The 18290-nt window shown below is 70.7% G+C and carries 13 protein-coding genes and 1 tRNA gene; 2 read left to right on the plus strand and 12 right to left on the minus strand.

The window, feature by feature from the left end; all coding sequences use genetic code 11:
- Positions 1 to 3: 3 nt before the first annotated feature.
- The gene (locus ACWCXH_RS17100; RefSeq protein WP_449802217.1) at positions 4 to 744 is read right to left on the minus strand and encodes an SIR2 family NAD-dependent protein deacylase; all 741 of its coding nucleotides are present in this window, start codon (positions 742 to 744) and stop codon (positions 4 to 6) included.
- A 127-nt stretch (positions 745 to 871) separates the two neighbouring features.
- On the opposite strand from ACWCXH_RS17100, the gene ACWCXH_RS17105 reads away from it, so the two are divergent.
- On the plus strand, positions 872 to 1966 hold the full coding sequence (locus tag ACWCXH_RS17105) for an ATP-binding protein (RefSeq protein WP_449802218.1): 1095 nt from the start codon (positions 872 to 874) through the stop codon (positions 1964 to 1966).
- Positions 1963 to 3765: a vWA domain-containing protein gene (locus ACWCXH_RS17110; protein ID WP_449802219.1), complete on the plus strand. Its 1803-nt coding sequence runs from the start codon at positions 1963 to 1965 to the stop codon at positions 3763 to 3765. The genes ACWCXH_RS17105 and ACWCXH_RS17110 overlap by 4 nt, the downstream gene beginning before the upstream one ends.
- On the opposite strand, the gene ACWCXH_RS17115 is transcribed toward ACWCXH_RS17110, so the two are convergent.
- From ACWCXH_RS17115 to ACWCXH_RS17165, 11 genes are all read right to left on the minus strand, one after another.
- Positions 3762 to 4388 carry a hypothetical protein gene (locus tag ACWCXH_RS17115; RefSeq protein ID WP_449802220.1) on the minus strand — a complete coding sequence of 209 codons (627 nt, stop codon included), beginning with the start codon at positions 4386 to 4388 and terminating at the stop codon, positions 3762 to 3764. The genes ACWCXH_RS17110 and ACWCXH_RS17115 overlap by 4 nt on opposite strands.
- Before the next feature lie 119 nt (positions 4389 to 4507).
- A complete protein-coding gene (locus ACWCXH_RS17120; protein WP_449802221.1) occupies positions 4508 to 5188 on the minus strand; it encodes a response regulator in 681 nt (226 codons plus the stop codon).
- Complete coding sequence (locus ACWCXH_RS17125) at positions 5185 to 6363, minus strand: sensor histidine kinase (protein ID WP_449802222.1); 1179 nt, start codon at positions 6361 to 6363, stop codon at positions 5185 to 5187. The genes ACWCXH_RS17120 and ACWCXH_RS17125 overlap by 4 nt, the downstream gene beginning before the upstream one ends.
- Before the next feature lie 91 nt (positions 6364 to 6454).
- Positions 6455 to 7132: a DUF4097 family beta strand repeat-containing protein gene (locus ACWCXH_RS17130; RefSeq protein WP_449802223.1), complete on the minus strand. Its 678-nt coding sequence runs from the start codon at positions 7130 to 7132 to the stop codon at positions 6455 to 6457.
- Positions 7133 to 7307: 175 nt separating this feature from the next.
- A tRNA-Met gene (locus ACWCXH_RS17135) sits at positions 7308 to 7381 on the minus strand.
- 138 nt (positions 7382 to 7519) lie between these two features.
- The gene (locus ACWCXH_RS17140; RefSeq protein ID WP_449802224.1) at positions 7520 to 11413 is read right to left on the minus strand and encodes a DNA-directed RNA polymerase subunit beta'; all 3894 of its coding nucleotides are present in this window, start codon (positions 11411 to 11413) and stop codon (positions 7520 to 7522) included.
- Between the two features lie 101 nt (positions 11414 to 11514).
- A complete protein-coding gene (gene rpoB / locus ACWCXH_RS17145; protein ID WP_449802225.1) occupies positions 11515 to 14994 on the minus strand; it encodes a DNA-directed RNA polymerase subunit beta in 3480 nt (1159 codons plus the stop codon).
- A 698-nt stretch (positions 14995 to 15692) separates the two neighbouring features.
- The gene (gene rplL, locus ACWCXH_RS17150) at positions 15693 to 16076 is read right to left on the minus strand and encodes a 50S ribosomal protein L7/L12 (RefSeq protein WP_449802226.1); all 384 of its coding nucleotides are present in this window, start codon (positions 16074 to 16076) and stop codon (positions 15693 to 15695) included.
- Positions 16077 to 16164: 88 nt separating this feature from the next.
- Positions 16165 to 16728, minus strand: coding sequence for a 50S ribosomal protein L10 (gene rplJ, locus ACWCXH_RS17155; protein ID WP_063348937.1), 564 nt, complete (start codon positions 16726 to 16728; stop codon positions 16165 to 16167).
- Positions 16729 to 17069: 341 nt separating this feature from the next.
- Entirely contained in the window at positions 17070 to 17936 is an 867-nt protein-coding gene (locus ACWCXH_RS17160; RefSeq protein WP_449802227.1) for a hypothetical protein, read from the minus strand.
- On the minus strand, positions 17915 to 18211 hold the full coding sequence (locus ACWCXH_RS17165) for a hypothetical protein (protein WP_449802228.1): 297 nt from the start codon (positions 18209 to 18211) through the stop codon (positions 17915 to 17917). The genes ACWCXH_RS17160 and ACWCXH_RS17165 overlap by 22 nt, the downstream gene beginning before the upstream one ends.
- Between the last annotated feature and the right edge of the window lie 79 nt (positions 18212 to 18290).

The raw sequence follows: 18290 nt of genomic DNA on the forward strand, positions 1-18290 counted from the left end.
GTTTTAAGAGTGTTCGGTGACCAACTTCCGTACCAGCGCCGGGAGAGCGGTGGAGATCGGTTCCCGGATCACCTCGTCCGCCGCTTCGTCGAACGGGGTCGGCTCGCCGTTCACGACGACCAGGCGGGCGCCGCCCTCCAGCGCGATCTGCGGCAGCGAGGCCACCGGGTAGACCTGGAGGCTGGTGCCCACCGCGATGAACAGGTCGCAGGCCCTGGCGATCGCGTCGGCCTGCTGGAGCACCACCGGGTCCAGCGCCTCCCCGAACATCACCGTGCGCGGACGCAGGATCCCCCCGCACTCCCGGCAGTCCGGGTCCGGCTCCCCCGCCGCCACCCGCTCCAGCGCCTCGGCCATGGTGCCGACCACCCGGCAGCGCGCACACTGCACCTCCCGCGCGGTGCCGTGCAGTTCGAGCACCTTGCGGGCGGGCAGGCCGGCGCGCTGCTGCAGGCCGTCCACGTTCTGCGTCAGCACCCGCACGGGCAGGCCGCTGCGCTCCAGCTCGACCAGCGCGCGGTGCCCGGCGTTCGGCTCGGCGGCCAGCGCCCCGGCGTCCCGGCGCAGCAGCCAGGCCCGGCGGCGCACCTCGGGATCGGCCAGGTACGGGCCGATGGTGACCAGCTTCTGGGCCGACGGATCGCGCTGCCAAAGCCCGTTCGGGCCGCGGTAGTCGGGGATGCCGGAGTCGGTGGAGATGCCCGCGCCGGTGAGCACGGCGATCAGCGGACGCTTCGCGTTCATACCCGGACGGTACGGGGGCGGACCGCTGAGCGGCCACCGAAAATACGCGCACCGGAAATCCGGATGCGCCGAGTCAACTCCCGCCGCACACTGGGCCGGTCGTTCCACCCCGCCACAGAGGAGCCCCGTGCAGGGAGCAGTCAGCGTCTCGCCCGCCCAGATCCCCGAGCTGCTGCTCGGCCTCGCCACCGTCCGCCCGGTGTTCCTCTGGGGAGCCCCCGGCATCGGCAAGTCCTCCCTGGTCCGGGCGTTCGCCGAGTCGCTCGGCCTGGAGTGCGTGAGCCTGGTCGGCACCCAGCTCGCCCCGGAGGACCTGATCGGCGTCCCGCAGCTCACCCCGGACGGCCGCTCCCGGTTCTGCCCGCCCGAGCAGATCGCCCGCGACGAGCCGTACTGCCTGTTCCTCGACGAACTCAACGCGGCCGGCCCGGACGTCCAGAAGGCCTTCTACTCACTCATCCTGGACCGCCGGATCGGCTCGTACGAGCTGCCGCCCGGCTCGATCGTGATCGGCGCCGGGAACCGGGCCACCGACGGCGCGCTCGCCCGCCCGATGGCGTCCGCGCTGGTCAACCGCATGGTGCACGTCCACCTGCGGGCCAGCGCCGACGACTGGCTGCGGTGGGCGGCCGGCGAGGGCATCCACTCCTGGGTCGTCGACTACCTCACCGACCGGCCCGACCACCTGTGGTCCGCCCCGCCCAAGTCCGAGGAGCCGTTCTCCACCCCGCGCGCCTGGCACATGCTCTCCGACGCGCTGCACTCCTTCGGGCCCACCCTCGACGTGGGGGCACCTCCCAGCCGCCAGGCTGGGGGAGACACCCTCAAGGTCCTCGCACACGGCCTGCTCACCCCGCAGCACGCGGTGGCGTTCTGCGGCTACGCGAAGATCGTCCGCAACTCCTACGGGCTGGAGGCGATCCTCAAGGGCGACGCCCGCTGGCCGCACCGCCTGGAGGACCGCGACCTGCTCTACTACCTCGCCGACGCCTTCCGCGGCCGGCTCGTCAAGGAGCTGCCCGCGAGCAAGGAGCACGCCTCCGGGGCACAGCGGCAGACCGCCTTCCGGGCCAAGTCGCTGCTCGTCCAGCTGGCCGAGATATCGGTCGAGGTGGCCCAGACGGTGATCGCCGACGGCGCGGACGGCAACCCGGTCCTGCCGTCCTGGTTCCTCATCGAGGCCGCCCGGGACATGCCCCGGCTGGTCGAGGCCCGCCGGTGAGGCGCACCACGGCCGCCCAGAAGAAGCCCGACCCGGGCGCGGAGGTCTTCGCCGAGGGCGTCCGGATCCTGCGCCGCAACCCGGCCTTCGCCGCCCTGGACGCCGACTTCTGCCGCCGCGAGGACTGCCCGGTCGCCCCGGAGACCGGCTGGGCCGCCGTCGACTCGGACGGCACCGTGCACGTCAACCACCGCCGCCGCGCCGAGCCCGAGGAGTGGGCCTGGGTGCTGGCGCACTGCCTGCTGCACCTCGGCTTCGGCCACGTCCCGGCCGCCCGCGGCACCCGCGTCCAGCCCGACGCGCACGACACGGCCGCCCGCTGCGCGGTCGTCAACCGCTTCCTCGCCGGCTTCCCCGTCGGCCGCTCCCCGCTCACCCTCCCGCAGGAGTACCCCGGCGGCGACGAGGAGGAGCTGGCCGCCCGCTGGCGCCGCGACGGCCCGCCGCCCGCCGGAGTCGCCGGGGCGGACGGCACCGCGGGCGCCGACGCCGACCAGCTGCTGGTCGAGTGGACGGGCCACGGGCGGCACCCGAAGGACTGGTCCGGCGCCTTCGCCGCCGCGCTCACCCGCACCATGTCCGCCGCGATGGACCGGGCCGGCGGCCGGATCGACGAGGCGACCGGCGACCGCCTGCCCGAACGGCCGTGGACGAGGGCGCTCAACTGGTTCGTCTCCTCGTACCCGCTGCTCGGCGGCATCGCGGCCGGCCTCACCGTCGTCGCCGACGCCGAACTCGCCCGCGCGCACGACATCGCCATCGCCGCCGTCAACGCCGAAGCCGGGGAGGTCTACGTCAACCCGCTGCGCCGCTACACCGACGAGGAGTGGCGGTTCATCCTCGGCCACGAGATGCTGCACGCCGCCTTGCGGCACGGCGAACGCCGCGGCGGGCGCGACCCGTTCCTGTTCAACGTCGCCGCCGACTACGTCATCAACGGCTGGCTGCTGGAGATGGGCGTCGGCGACATGCCCGAAGGCCTGCTGCACGACCCGCAGTTGAACGGCCTGTCGGCCGAGGAGGTGTACGACCGCATCGTCCGCGACCAGCGCCGGATCCGCCGGCTCGCCACCCTGGCCGGCAAGAACCGCCCGGACGTCCTCGGCGCACCGCTCGACCTCGGCCCGCGCGACTACGTCGACCTCGACGACTTCTACCGGCGCGGCCTCCTGCAGGGCTTCGAGCTGCACCAGCGCGGACGCGGTCTGCTCCCGGCCGGATTGGTCGAGGAGATCCGCGCGCTCGCCCACCCGCCACTGCCCTGGGACGCCCAACTGGCCCGCTGGTTCGACGAGTTCGTGCCGAGCCCGGAGCCCGTCCGGAGCTACTCCCGCCCGGCCCGCCGGCAGTCCGCCACCCCGGACATCCCCCGCGCCGGGCGCTACCACCCCGAGGAGGAAGTACCGCGCTGCACCTTCGGGGTGGTGCTGGACACCTCCGGCTCGATGGACCCGGTGCTGCTCGGCAAGGCGCTCGGCGCGATCGCCTCGTACGCCACCGCCCGGGACGTCCCCGCCGCCCGGGTGGTGCACTGCGACGCCGCCCCGCACGACGCCGGGTACGTCGCGGTCACCGAGATCGCCGGCCGGGTCCGGATCCGGGGTCGCGGCGGCACCGTCCTCCAGCCGGGCGTCGACCTGCTGGAACGGGCCGAGGACTTCCCGCCCGGGGCACCCGTCCTGGTCATCACCGACGGCGAGTGCGACGTGCTGCGGGTCCGCCGCGAGCACGCCTTCCTCGTCCCCCGGGGCGCCGGGCTGCCGTTCACCCCGCGCGGGCCGGTCTTCCGGATGAGCTAGGCCGGTACGGCCCACGGGGTGGCGGCGCCGAGGCGGACCAGCGGGGCCAGCGCGATCAGGTAGCAGGCGGCGGCCGGCGGGATGAACGCCAGGTCGACCATCGACGCGAGGGTCCCGACCAGCATCAGCACCGGGCTCCACCAGCGCAGCGTCCGGGACGCGCCCACCGAGGCGGCGATCAGCAGGGCCAGCAGACCGACGTAGAAGAACAGCGGGCCGACCTTGTACACGGCAGCGAGCACGCCCGGGACGGCCTGGATCCGCTCGAACATCCGCGCCTGCTCGCCCTTGGTCGCCGACGCCAGGCCGACGTACAGGTCGATCCCGATCTGGACCGCCGAGGCCGCCAGGCCCGTGAACGCCACCCCCAGCCCGGTGCCCGCCGCGAGCCGCCCGGCCACCGTGCCGCGCGGGGCGATCAACCGGTGCAGCGCGAGCAGGACGGGGGCGAACAGCAGCAGCCCGGCGAACATCGCGGTGTGGCCGGCCGTCCAGCCGAGGCCCGGCTCGCGGGAGCCCGGGACCAGGCGGATGCCGCCGTACAGCGCCATCAGGGCGGGGGCGCCGACGACGGCGTAGGCCGCGAGGCGGGTGATCCGTGCGGGGTTCTGCGAGGCGTTCATCTGCGATCTCCTGCGGTGTCCGTGCTGCGTTCCGACACCACAGATGCTGTCCGCCGGGGCCCTCGTCACGGATCGCCCGCACCGGCGAACTCCCCGCCTCCCCCGCAAGGGGGAGGGCCTCAGGCCTCCCCCGCCACCACCGCGCCGGCCTCGTACGCGAACACCACCGCGTGCACCCGGTCGCGCAGCCCCAGCTTGCTCAGCACGTTGCTGACGTGCGTCTTCACGGTGTGCTCGCTGACCACCAGCTCCGCCGCGATCTCCGCGTTGGACAGCCCGCGCGCCAGCAGCCGCAGCGTCTCCTGCTCGCGCAGGGTCAGCTGCTCCAGCAGCTTGGACGGCGGACGCACCGCCCGCTCCGGCGCACCCGGGCGGCGCGCCGCGAACTCGCCGATCAGCCGCCTCGTCACCGAGGGCGCGAGCAGCGCCTCCCCCGAGGCGACCATCCGCACGCCGTGCGCCAGGTCGTCCCGGCGGACGTCCTTCAGCAGGAAGCCGCTCGCGCCCGCGTACAGCGCGTCGAAGACGTAGTCGTCGATGTCGAAGGTGGTCAGCATGATCACCTTGGTGGCCGGGAACTCCGCGCACACCCGCCGGGCCGCCTCCAGCCCGTCCATCACCGGCATGCGGACGTCCAGTAGCAGCACGTCGGGGCCGTGCTCGCGCACGGCCTCGACCGCCTCGGCGCCGTCACACGCCTCGGCCACCACCTCGATGTCCGGCTGGGCGTCCAGGATCATCCCGAACCCGGCCCGCACCAGCTCCTGGTCGTCCGCGACGACCACCCGAATCGGCGTCATCCGCCCACCCTCTCCGCCACCCCGGCCGGCCCCAACGGCAGCCGGGCAGTCACCAGGAAGCCCTCGCCCGCCGGCCCGGGTCCGGCCTCGGCCCGCCCGCCGCAGGCGGCGGCCCGCTCCCGGATGCCGACCAGCCCGCGCCCGCCGGACCAGCCGCTCACCGCGCGGTCGGCGGCCAGCGGCACGCCGCGGCCGTTGTCGGACACCACGACCTCCAGCACCCCGTCGGCCCGGCGCACCCTGATCGCGGCCCGGTCGGCGCCGGAGTGCTTGACGGTGTTGGTCAGCGCCTCCTGCACGATCCGGTACGCCGCCGCCTCCACGTCGGCGGGCACCGCGCCCAGCCCGTCAGCGAGGTCGAGCTCCACCCGCAGACCCGCTCGGCGCACCCGCTCGGCCACGTCCACGAGTTCGGCCAGCCGCGGCTGCGGAGCCAGCTCCGGACTCGCCCCCTCCTCCTTCAACACGCCCAGCACGCGCCGCAGTTGGACCATCGCGTCGCGGCCCGAATCGGCGATGGTGTCGAACGCGCGGATCGCCCGCTCCGGCTTGCTGTGCACCACCAGCGGCCCGGCCTCGGCCTGGATCACCATCAGCGAGACGGCGTGCGCCAGGATGTCGTGCATCTCCCGTGCGATCCGCGCCCGCTCCTCGGCGACCGCCCGGCCCGCCTCGCTGGCCGCCCGCTCACCGGCCTCCCGGGCCCGCGCCGCCTCCACCCGGGCCAGCTCGCGCTGGGTGCGCACCAGGGCGCCGAAGACGAAGGAGCCGCCTGAGGTGAGCACGCTGAACAGAGCGCCGTTCGGCGAGTGGGTACCGAACACATTGGCGACCACCACCACCGCCAGCACCGGCCAGCGCTGCCAGTCGGGCAAGCGCTCCGCCACCGTGTACATCCCGATCACCGCGTACAGCGGCACCTGCGGGTTCGCCGAGTGGGCCACCACCGACAGCAACAGCGAGGGCAGGCTGCCGACGACCAGGACGGCCAGCGAAGCGCGGCGCCGCCAGGGCAGGAACAGCGCGGTGGACACCGCCAGCAGGTACACCCACCAGGGCCAGTCCGTGTCGTCGTTGTAGACCGACCAAACCGATACCGCCGCCGAGCAGACCGCCAGGAAGGTGTCCAGCACGTACGGGCTCAGCCCGGCCGTCCGGCTCCGCCAACGCGTCACCCGCTCCACCTTCGCGCCTCCCCCGTACCCGGGGACGCCGCCCCCGCGGAGAAGATCATGCCCTACCGGCAGAACCTCCGGTACGGCCCGGTCAGACACCGCTGACCGTCACACCGCCGGCCTCCGTGTGCGCCGTGATGCTGCGCGTCGCACCCGGCTGCGAGGGGATCTCGACGTCCACGCCACCGGTCTCGGCCTTCGCGTCCACCGCGTACGCCTGCGCGGTCGGCACCTTCACCCGCACGCCGCCCGTCGACGCCTTCGCCTCGACCTTGGTCGGCGCCGCCGCGAAGTCCGCCCGCACCCCGCCGCTCCCGGCGTTGAGCCGGACCTGCTGCGAGGTCAGCCCGGTCGCCTCGACCCCGCCGCTCGACACCGTCGCGTCCACGTCGGCGGCCAGCCCGGTCAGCCGCACCCCACCGCTCTCCTGGTCCACCCGCACCTTGGTCCCGGCCGGCACCTGCACGTCGTACCCGACCCCGCAGGAGCCGCAGTCGTACGTCAGCGTCAGCACGCCGTCCTTCACCTCGTGCGTGGTGCGCGGCGCGTCCCCCTTGTAGCTCTGCCGCTCGGCCACCTGCACCGCGCTCCCGCCGCCCGTGACGACGACCCCGCCCGAGTGCCCCTTGATCACCAGTTCGTGGACCGGCTCGGAGACTCCGTAGCTGACCGTCTTGTGCTCCTGGTCGTCCCCGATCGGCAGGCACGCCGACATCCCCGCCATCACGGCCGCCGTGATCGCCACCGCACCCAGCACGCGCTTCATCATTTCCCCGCCCCTTCACAAGCCCCGTCATCGCGACACCGAGAACTCTCGCGCACGCACCCCCTCACCCACCTCCCTCGCCGGAGCGGTCCTTCCCCCTCCCCCGCACGAGGGAGAAGCCGCTCCCGGAAACGACGAAGGGCCCGGAGGCTTGATGCCTCCGGGCCCTTCGAACGAGTAGCGGGGACAGGATTTGAACCTGCGACCTCTGGGTTATGAGCCCAGCGAGCTACCGAGCTGCTCCACCCCGCGTCGGTGAACACCACCTTACGCGAGTTCGCCCGGAAGTCCCAATCGCTTTTCCCGGGCCCCCGGAACGCCGCAGGGCGGCCACCCCGTACGGGATGACCGCCCATGCGCTCCGGGCCCGTTGTCGGGCCAGGAGGTGACTCAGCCGGTGTACGGGCCGTAGTCGTAGTCGTCCAGCGGGACCGCCTGGCCGGAGCCGGCGCCGAAGGGCGACAGGTCGTAGTCGTCGTAGCCGACGGCCGAGTACATGGCGGCCTTGGCCTCCTCGGTCGGCTCGACCCGGATGTTGCGGTAGCGGGGCAGACCCGTACCGGCCGGGATGAGCTTACCGAGGATGACGTTCTCCTTGAGGCCCAGCAGCGGGTCCGACTTGGCGTGGATCGCCGCGTCGGTGAGCACCCGGGTCGTCTCCTGGAAGGAGGCGGCCGACAGCCAGGACTCGGTGGCCAGCGAGGCCTTGGTGATACCCATCAGCTGCGGACGGCCGGAGGCGGGGTGACCGCCCTCGGAGACCACGCGGCGGTTCTCCTGCTCGAAGCGGCCGCGCTCGACGAGCTCGCCCGGGAGCAGCTCGGCGTCGCCCGACTCGATGATCGTCACGCGGCGGAGCATCTGCCGGATGATGATCTCGATGTGCTTGTCGTGGATCGACACACCCTGCGAGTTGTAGACCTTCTGGACCTCGGCGACCAGGTGGACCTGGACGGCACGCTGGCCCATGATGCGCAGGACGTCGTGCGGGTTGGTGGCACCCATGGTCAGCTTCTGGCCGACCTCGACCGCCTCGCCCTCGCTGACGAGCAGCTTCACACGCTTGGAGACGGGGTAGGCGATCTCGTCGCTGCCGTCGTCCGGGGTGATGACGATCTTGCGGGTCTTCTCGGTGTCCTCGATCCGCGCCCGGCCGGTGGCCTCCGAGATCGGGGCCACACCCTTGGGGGTACGGGCCTCGAAGAGCTCGACGACACGCGGCAGACCCTGGGTGATGTCGTCACCGGCCACACCACCGGTGTGGAAGGTACGCATGGTCAGCTGGGTACCGGGCTCACCGATGGACTGGGCGGCGATGATGCCGACCGCCTCACCGATGTCGACCAGCTTGCCGGTGGCCAGCGAACGGCCGTAGCAGAAGGCACAGGTGCCGACGGCCGACTCACAGGTCAGGATCGAGCGGACCTTGACCTCGCCCACGCCGTGGCGGATCAGCTCGTCGATCAGCACGTCACCGAGGTCGGTGTTGGCGGTGGCAAGGAGCTTGCCGTCCACCGTGATGTCCTCGGCGAGCATGCGGGCGTACACGCTGGTCTCGACGTCGTCGGCCTTGCGCAGCACGCCGTCGGCGCCCACGGAGCCGATCGACAGCTTCAGGCCGCGCTCGGTGCCGCAGTCCTCCTCGCGAATGATGACGTCCTGGGAGACGTCGACCAGACGACGGGTGAGGTAACCGGAGTCGGCGGTACGGAGGGCGGTGTCGGCCAGACCCTTACGGGCACCGTGGGTGGAGATGAAGTACTCCAGCACGGTGAGACCCTCACGGAACGACGCCTTGATGGGTCGCGGGATGGTCTCGTTCTTGGCGTTGGACACCAGACCACGCATACCGGCGATCTGGCGCATCTGCATCATGTTTCCACGAGCACCCGAGTCGACCATCATGAAGATGGGGTTCGTCTTCGGGAAGTTCGCGGCCATGGCGTCCGCGACCTCGTTGGTCGCCTGGGTCCAGATGCCGACGAGCTCCTGCTTGCGCTCGTCGTTGGTGATCAGACCGCGCTCGTACTGCTTCTGGACCTTCTCCGCCTTCGCCTCGAAGCCCTCCAGGATCTGGGGCTTGCTCGGCGGGACGATGACGTCCGAGATCGAGACGGTGACACCCGAACGGGTCGACCAGTGGAAGCCGGACGACTTCAGGTTGTCCAGGGTCGCCGCGACGACGACCTTGGGGTAGCGCTCCGCCAGGTCGTTGACGATCGCGGAGAGCTGCTTCTTGCCCACCTCGTAGTCGACGAACGGGTAGTCCTCGGGCAGCAGCTCGTTGAAGAGCGCGCGGCCCAGGGTGGTGTTCAGGCGGAAGGGCTCGCCCTCGAACCAGGTCGGCTGGCCGTCCTCGTCCACCGGAGCGGTCCAGCCGCGCGGCGGGACGGTGCCGGCGCCGAGGCGCAGCTCGATCGGGGCCTGGACGTCCAGCTCGCGGGCGTCGAAGGCCATGATCGCCTCGGCGGTCGACGAGAAGGTGCGGCCGGCGCCCTTCACGTTGTCGCGGTCCGAGGTCAGGAAGAACAGACCGAGCACCATGTCCTGGGTCGGCATGGTGACGGGGCGACCGTCGGCCGGCTTCAGGATGTTGTTCGAGGACAGCATCAGGATGCGGGCCTCGGCCTGCGCCTCCGCGGAGAGCGGCAGGTGGACGGCCATCTGGTCACCGTCGAAGTCCGCGTTGAACGCGGTGCAGACGAGCGGGTGGATCTGGATGGCCTTGCCCTCGACCAGCTGCGGCTCGAAGGCCTGGATGCCGAGGCGGTGCAGGGTGGGCGCACGGTTCAGCAGGACCGGGTGCTCGGCGATGACCTCTTCGAGCACGTCCCACACGACCGGGCGGGCGCGCTCGACCATGCGCTTGGCCGACTTGATGTTCTGCGCGTGGTTCAGGTCGACCAGGCGCTTCATCACGAACGGCTTGAAGAGCTCCAGCGCCATGGCCTTCGGCAGACCGCACTGGTGCAGCTTGAGCTGCGGGCCGACGACGATGACCGAACGGGCCGAGTAGTCGACGCGCTTGCCGAGCAGGTTCTGGCGGAAACGACCCTGCTTGCCCTTCAGCATGTCGCTGAGGGACTTCAGCGGGCGGTTGCCCGGGCCGGTGACCGGACGGCCGCGACGGCCGTTGTCGAACAGCGCGTCGACGGCCTCCTGGAGCATCCGCTTCTCGTTGTTCACGATGATCTCGGGGGCACCGAGGTCGAGCAGGCGCTTCAGGCGGTTGTTGCGGTTGATGACGCGGCGGTACAGGTCGTTCAGGTCGGAGGTCGCGAAGCGGCCACCGTCCAGCTGCACCATCGGACGCAGGTCCGGCGGGATGACCGGGACGCAGTCCAGCACCATGCCGTTGGGCTTGTTGGTGGTCTGCAGGAACGCGGAGACGACCTTGAGGCGCTTGAGCGCACGGGTCTTCTTCTGGCCCTTGCCGGTGCGGATGATCTCGCGCAGGCGCTCGGACTCCTCCGCCAGGTCGAAGGTCTCCAGGCGGTCCTTGAGGGCCGCCGCGCCCATCGAGCCCGAGAAGTAGGTGCCGAAGCGGTCGCGCAGCTCGCGGTAGAGCAGCTCGTCGCCCTCGAGGTCCTGGACCTTGAGGTTCTTGAAGCGGGCCCACACCTCGTCGAGGCGGTCGAGCTCGCGCTGCGCGCGGTCGCGCAGCTGCTTCATCTCGCGCTCGGCGCTCTCGCGCACCTTGCGGCGCACGTCGGCCTTGGCGCCCTCGGCCTCCAGCTCGGCCAGGTCGGTCTCGGCCTTCTTGGCGCGGGCCTCGAGGTCGGCGTCGCGGCGGTTCTCGATCTGCTGGCGCTCGACCGAGACGTGCGCCTCCAGGGACGGCAGGTCGCGCTGGCGGCGCTCGTCGTCGACCCAGGTGATCATGTAGGCGGCGAAGTAGATGACCTTCTCGAGGTCCTTCGGCGCCAGGTCGAGCAGGTAGCCGAGGCGGGACGGCACACCCTTGAAGTACCAGATGTGGGTGACCGGGGCGGCCAGCTCGATGTGGCCCATCCGCTCACGGCGCACCTTGGCGCGGGTCACCTCGACGCCGCAGCGCTCGCAGATGATGCCCTTGAAGCGGACGCGCTTGTACTTACCGCAGTAGCACTCCCAGTCCCGGGTGGGGCCGAAGATCTTCTCGCAGAAGAGGCCGTCCTTTTCGGGCTTCAGGGTGCGGTAGTTGATGGTCTCCGGCTTCTTGACCTCGCCGTGCGACCACTGGCGGATGTCGTCGGCGGTGGCCAGGCCGATGCGGAGCTCGTCGAAGAAGTTGACGTCAAGCACTGGTCGTCAAGCCCTCTTTCGTAAGTCGAGAGTCGTTCGTGTGGTCTGAGGGGGGCCTGGGGGCGGGCCGGCCCGCGGTCAGCGGGCCGGCCCAACCTCCGTCAGACCTCTTCGACGCTGCTCGGCTCGCGCCGGGACAGGTCGATGCCGAGCTCCTCGGCGGCGCGGAACACGTCCTCGTCGGAGTCCCGCATCTCGATGGACTGGCCGTCCGAGGACAGCACCTCCACGTTGAGGCAGAGCGACTGCATTTCCTTGATGAGCACCTTGAAGGACTCGGGAATGCCGGGCTCGGGGATGTTCTCGCCCTTGACGATGGCCTCGTAGACCTTCACTCGGCCGAGAACGTCGTCGGACTTGATGGTGAGCAGTTCCTGCAGCGCGTAGGCCGCGCCGTAGGCCTCGAGGGCCCACACCTCCATCTCACCGAAGCGCTGACCACCGAACTGCGCCTTACCACCGAGCGGCTGCTGGGTGATCATCGAGTACGGGCCGGTCGAACGGGCGTGCAGCTTGTCGTCGACCAGGTGGTGCAGCTTGAGGATGTACATGTAGCCGACCGAGATCGGCATCGGGAACGGCTCGCCGGAGCGGCCGTCGAACAGCCGGGCCTTGCCGGTGGAGTTCACCAGGCGCTCGCCGTCACGGGTGAGCGTGGTGTTGTCCAGCAGGCCGGTGATCTCGTCCTCGCGGGCGCCGTCGAAGACCGGGGTGGCGAGGTTGGTGCCACCGACGACCTGGTCGGCGCCGATCGTCTGCAGGCGCTTGGCCCACTCGTCGGCGAGGCCGGAGACGTCCCAGCCCTGCTTGGCGAGCCACCCGAGGTGGATCTCCAGGACCTGTCCCGGGTTCATTCGGGACGGGACACCCAGCGGGTTGAGGATGATGTCGACCGGGGTGCCGTCCTCCAGGAACGGCATGTCCTCGACCGGCAGGATCTTGGAGATGACACCCTTGTTGCCGTGGCGGCCGGCGAGCTTGTCACCGTTGGTGATCTTGCGCTTCTGGGCCACGTAGACGCGGACCAGCTGGTTGACACCCGGGGGAAGCTCGTCGCCCTCCTCGCGGTCGAACACGCGCACGCCGATGACCTTGCCGGACTCACCGTGCGGGACCTTCAGCGAGGTGTCGCGGACCTCACGGGCCTTCTCACCGAAGATCGCGCGGAGCAGGCGCTCCTCGGGGGTCAGCTCGGTCTCACCCTTCGGGGTGACCTTGCCGACGAGGATGTCGCCGGTGACGACGTCGGCGCCGATGCGGATGATGCCGCGCTCGTCGAGGTCGGCGAGGACCTCCTCGGAGACGTTCGGGATGTCCCGGGTGATCTCCTCCGGGCCGAGCTTGGTGTCACGGGCGTCGACCTCGTGCTCCTCGATGTGGATCGAGGAGAGGACGTCGTCCTGCACGAGGCGCTGCGACAGGATGATCGCGTCCTCGTAGTTGTGACCCTCCCACGACATGAACGCCACGAGCAGGTTCTTGCCGAGGGCCATCTCGCCCTCGTCGGTGCACGGGCCGTCGGCCAGGACCTGGCCGGCCTCGACCCGGGCGCCCTCGTCCACGAGCACCTTCTGGTTGAAGGAGGTGCCCTGGTTGGAGCGGGTGAACTTGGCGGCGCGGTACGTGGTGTACGTGCCGTCGTCGTTGGCCACGGTGACGTAGTCGGCCGAGACCTCCTGGACGACACCCGCCTTGTCGGCGGTGATGACGTCGGCGGCGTCGACGGCGCAGCGGTACTCCATGCCGGTACCGACCAGCGGGGCCTCGCTCTTCAGCAGCGGCACCGCCTGGCGCATCATGTTCGAGCCCATGAGCGCGCGGTTGGCGTCGTCGTGCTCGAGGAAGGGGATCATGGCGGTCGCGACCGACACCATCTGGCGCGGCGAGACGTCCATGTAGTCGACCTCGGAGCCCGGCACGTAGTCGATCTCGCCGCCACGGCGGCGGACCAGGACACGCGGCTCGGCGAAGTGGTTGTCCGCGGTCAGCGGAGCGTTCGCCTGGGCGATGACGAAGCGGTCCTCCTCGTCGGCGGTCAGGTAGTCGACCTGCTCCGTCACGAGGCCGCTCTCGTCGACCTTGCGGTACGGGGTCTCGATGAAGCCGAAGGCGTTGACCCGGCCGTACGAGGCCAGCGACCCGATCAGACCGATGTTCGGGCCTTCCGGGGTCTCGATCGGACACATGCGGCCGTAGTGCGAGGGGTGCACGTCACGGACCTCGAAGCCGGCGCGCTCACGGGAGAGACCGCCGGGGCCGAGGGCGGACAGACGGCGCTTGTGGGTCAGGCCCGACAGCGGGTTCGTCTGGTCCATGAACTGCGACAGCTGGCTGGTGCCGAAGAACTCCTTGATGGAGGCGACGACCGGCCGGATGTTGATCAGGGTCTGCGGCGTGATCGCCTCGACGTCCTGGGTGGTCATGCGCTCGCGCACGACGCGCTCCATGCGGGCGAGACCCGTACGGACCTGGTTCTGGATGAGCTCGCCGACGTTGCGCAGGCGGCGGTTGCCGAAGTGGTCGATGTCGTCGACCTCGACCACGATGTCGCGGCCGGTCCCGTCCTGCCACTCGGTCTCACCGGCGTGCAGCTTCACCAGGTACTTGATCGCACCGATGATGTCGGGCTCGGTGAGCACGCCGGAGTCCAGCGACTCGGCGTTGCCCAGCTTGCGGTTGACCTTGTAGCGGCCGACCTTGGCCAGGTCGTAGCGCTTCGGGTTGAAGTACAGGTTCTCCAGCAGCGTCTGCGCGGCCTCACGCGTCGGCGGCTCGCCCGGGCGCAGCTTGCGGTAGATGTCCAGCAGCGCGTCGTCCTGGCCCTGGGTGTGGTCCTTCTCCAGGGTGTTGCGCATGGACTCGTACTCGCCGAACTCCTCGAGAATCATCTCGTTGGTCCAGCCGAGCGCCTTGAGCAGCACGGTGACGGACTGCTTGCGCTTGCGGTCGATGCGAACGCCGACCATGTCGCGCTTGTCGATCTCCATCTCCAGCCAGGCACCACGCGAGGGGATGACCTTGCAGGAGTAGATGTCCTTGTCGGAGACCTTGTCCAGGGTGGAGTCGAAGTACACACCCGGGGAGCGGACCAGCTGCGACACGACGACACGCTCGGTGCCGTTGATCACGAACGTGCCCTTGTGGGTCATGAGCGGGAAGTCGCCCATGAAGACCGTCTGAGACTTGATCTCACCGGTCTCGTTGTTGGTGAACTCGGCCGTGACGAAGAGCGGAGCCGCGAACGTGAAGTCGCGGTCCTTGCACTCGTCAATGGAGTTCTTCGGCGGCTCGAAACGGTGGTCGCGGAAGGTCAGGGACATCGACCCGCTGAAGTCCTCGATCGGGGAGATCTCCTCGAAGATCTCCTCCAGACCGGACTTGGTGGGGACGTCCAGACCGTTCTCCAGCGCCTCCTCGACCCGGGTCTTCCAGGCCGCGTTGCCGAGCAGCCAGTCAAAGCTCTCGGTCTGCAGGGCCAGGAGGTTGGGGACCTCGAGGGGCTCCTTGATCTTCGCGAAGGAGACGCGGAGCGGGGCGGTGGATGCGGCGGAATTGTTCGAGGCGTTGCGCGGCGCGGCCAAGAGGGGGGTCCTTCCGAGGGCTCGGAGCTCACTACGCGCGTACCAGCCGGGCCTGCTTGGGCTTGGCGACACCTCCCTCGCCACTGGCCTCCGCCGGAACCGAAGTCCCAGGTCAGAGCCGCTTTGCAGAGGTGGTGCCAGACCCCTTCAGGGCAACGCAAACTCCGGGCGACGAGTCACGGAGCAGCTAACAGGCAGCGCAAAGGGACAGTGTAGCCAAATGGCACACTGCTGTCCAGCTCTGATTCGGAGACCGAATCGGAGACTCCTCCCGGTAGCCGGCGGGCGCGGACGCTCACCGGTACTGCTCTGGGCACTGCACCGGCCCGGACCGAGCCGGGCCGCTCAACTCACGTGGAGTCACTTCCCGCCGGAGCCGCTGGTTATGCATCCAGCCGCAAACCAACCGGGCGGACTCGCGCCTTGAGAATCGCGCGCCTCGCCGGGTTCGTCAAGGGCCCGCCTCCGGCACGGACCTCGCCCTGTCCATCGATCGGAACCCCTCCGGCGTTACAGAAGCCGTGGTGGGGGCTACTCCCGATAACGGTGATCACCATACCCCCCGGCACTGACAGTGCCGAGTGAGCGATGGGCCACACCGGTGCTCCCGGCACCCGGTCCGAAACGCGAAAAGGCCGGGCCGACCACCCACAAGGGTGATCGGCCCGGCCCCGAGCCCCCTCAGAGGGGGCGCAGGATCACTTGACGGTGACCTTGGCGCCGGCGCCCTCGAGGGCAGCCTTGGCCTTCTCGGCAACGTCCTTGGCAACCTTCTCCAGGACCTTGGCACCAGCGGTGTCAACGAGGTCCTTGGCCTCCTTCAGGCCGAGGGAGGTCAGGGTGCGCACCTCCTTGATGACCTGGATCTTCTTGTCGCCAGCGGCCTCGAGGATGACGTCGAACTCGTCCTGCTCCTCAGCGGCCTCGACGGCCGGGCCGGCAACGCCGGCGGCGGCCACGGCGACCGGGGCGGCAGCGGTGACGTCGAACTTCTCCTCGAAGGCCTTCACGAAGGCGGCGAGCTCGATGAGGGTGAGCTCCTCGAACTGCGCGAGCAGCTCGTCCTGGGTCAGCTTCGCCATGATGGCGTCCTTCCACTAAATCGGCAGGTGGTGCCGTATGTACGGGTTGGGCGGGCACGGGCCCGCAGCGAGGCGTGAGCCTGCCGAATTACTCGGCGGCAGCGTCCTCGGCGGCGGGAGCCGGCGTACCGGCACCGCCCTGCTCGACCTTGTCGCGCAGCGCGTCCACGGTGCGGACGAGCTTCGACGGCAGGGCCTGGAAGAGCGCGGCAGCCTGGGACTGCTTGGCCTTCAGGGCACCCGCCAGCTTGGCGAGCAGCACCTCGCGGGACTCGAGGTCCGCGAGCTTCTTGATCTCATCGGCGGACAGCGCCTTGCCGTCAAGGACACCGCCCTTGATGATGAGAGCGGGGTTCTCCTTGGCGAAGTCACGCAGAGCCTTCGCCGACTCCACCGGGTCACCGGTGACGAAGGCAACAGCCGTCGGACCGTTGAACAGGTCGTCGAGCTCGGAGATCCCGGCCTCATTGGCCGCGATCTTGGTCAGCGTGTTCTTCACCACGGCGTACTCGGCGTTCTCGCCGAGGGAGCGACGCAGGGTCTTGACCTGCTTCACCGAGAGACCGCGGTACTCGGTCAGCAGCGCCGCGGAGGAGCCACGGAACTTGTCCGTGATCTCGGCGACGGCAGCAGCCTTGTCGGGCCTTGCCATAGGCTTACGCCTCCTTCCGTGATGTCGAAGTCGGGCCGACCGCGAAAGTCGACCAATTCGAGCCGCGGACCGGCGGACGGAAGGAGAGCCCTGCGCGAACGCAGAAGAGCCCCGGTGCGCAGGCGCACGGGGCTCGGTACGACCTCGACGGCTGTCGCGCGAACGCGGCACCCGGAGGTCGAAGCTCCAGACACACCTGCGCGGGCTGCCTGCGACGAATCGCAGATCCTTCGGCCACCGTCTCCCTCACGGGCGCACGGCGACAACCAGCGGTCTTTGGCTTCCGCCACAGTAGCCGGACCCCGCCGTCCGGGGCAAATCGTCCCCGCTGCCCCCACCGGCTAGCGGGCGAGGGGGGACACCGTGCGCGTTCCGGTGTCGACGGTGTCCGTCTCGGCGGGGGCCTGCACCGCCAGCAGTGCCCCGGCGAGGTCCGTGTAGAGCACCGAGTCGTCCGCCCGGCCGGAGTCCCCGGTGCCGGTGCGCTGGAGCTTGACCAGCTGGTCCTTGTCGTTCAGCCAGAGGTCCAGGGTGAGGGAGAGCGAGCCGCCGGGGGCGAGCGCGGCCCGCAGCCCGTCCCGGCGGGGCTGGCCCAGCTGGGTCTGGGCGGCCGCGTACTTCTCGGCGGTCGTGATGACCTGGTAGTGCTCGACGGTCGAGTCCTCGGACTTCTCCTCGCCGACGAACCGGGGCTCCACGCCGTCCGCCGCCGCGGCGGCCAGCGCCTCGACCGGGTTCAGCAGGTCGATCAGCCCCGCGTACGGGACCTCCTTGCGGCCGTCCGGGTCCGGCGGGACGGAGAAGCGCTCCCAGTGCCTGCCGCCCTGCCGGGCCGCGGTGGCCGCGTCGCCGCCCTGGTAGGCGACGGTGTCCACGACGATCAGCTGCTCGGCGTCGGCCGGCGTGGAACGTTTGATCTGCAGCGCCGTCTTGGGCTGCCAGAACAGCGGCCCGACGCCCGCGTCGCTCCCCAGCCGGTAGCTGACCTTGGCCCGGCGGGCGGTCTGCATGGCCAGCTCGGCGGAGAGCAGGACGCCGTGCGGCGACCGGTCGGTCGGCTTGGCCGGCCCGGTCGGGGAGGCGCTGGTCGGGGTCGGGCTGCCGGAGGGCGTCGGCCCGGTGTCGCCGCCGCCTGCGCCGCACGCGGTCAGCCCGCTCGCCAGCAGCACGACGGCCGCCAGGGCCGTCAGCCGCCGCCGTCCCGCCATCGCCTTCCCCTTTCGCCCGGTCGCCGCCGCGGCGGCCTCGGTGTTCCGGCCACCATGCCACCCGGGCCCGGGTCAACTGGCGGCGCCCCCTTGTCCATCTTCGCCAGTTCGGACGGCTCCACCGTGTCGGAGGGGTTCGGAGCGGTGGTGGTCACCGCGGTGCCGTAGTCCGAGTAGGCGACGGTGACCTTGCCGGAGGCGATCAGGGTGCGCACGCCCTGGACCGGGTCGGCGTTCCGGAGCTGGTCGGCCGCGCCGCCGGAGGCCTTGGCCATGGCCGCCTTGTCCGTAGTGCAGCCAGTGCCGCCCACCGAGGGCGTCGACCGCCTGGCCGCCGAGGCGCAGGTACATCGC

Source organism: Kitasatospora sp. NPDC001660, assembly GCF_053596725.1.

What these genes read in the sequence shown, in the direction of transcription:
- ACWCXH_RS17100 (WP_449802217.1), bottom strand. Translation starts at nt 744, where the DNA reads ATGAACGCGAAGCGTCCGCTGATCGCCGTGCTCACCGGCGCGGGCATC.
- ACWCXH_RS17115 (WP_449802220.1), bottom strand. Translation starts at nt 4,388, where the DNA reads ATGAACGCCTCGCAGAACCCCGCACGGATCACCCGCCTCGCGGCCTAC.
- ACWCXH_RS17120 (WP_449802221.1), bottom strand. Translation starts at nt 5,188, where the DNA reads ATGACGCCGATTCGGGTGGTCGTCGCGGACGACCAGGAGCTGGTGCGG.
- ACWCXH_RS17130 (WP_449802223.1), bottom strand. Translation starts at nt 7,132, where the DNA reads ATGATGAAGCGCGTGCTGGGTGCGGTGGCGATCACGGCGGCCGTGATG.
- rplL (WP_449802226.1), bottom strand. Translation starts at nt 16,076, where the DNA reads ATGGCGAAGCTGACCCAGGACGAGCTGCTCGCGCAGTTCGAGGAGCTC.
- rplJ (WP_063348937.1), bottom strand. Translation starts at nt 16,728, where the DNA reads ATGGCAAGGCCCGACAAGGCTGCTGCCGTCGCCGAGATCACGGACAAG.
- ACWCXH_RS17160 (WP_449802227.1), bottom strand. Translation starts at nt 17,936, where the DNA reads ATGGCGGGACGGCGGCGGCTGACGGCCCTGGCGGCCGTCGTGCTGCTG.
- ACWCXH_RS17165 (WP_449802228.1), bottom strand. Translation starts at nt 18,211, where the DNA reads ATGGCCAAGGCCTCCGGCGGCGCGGCCGACCAGCTCCGGAACGCCGAC.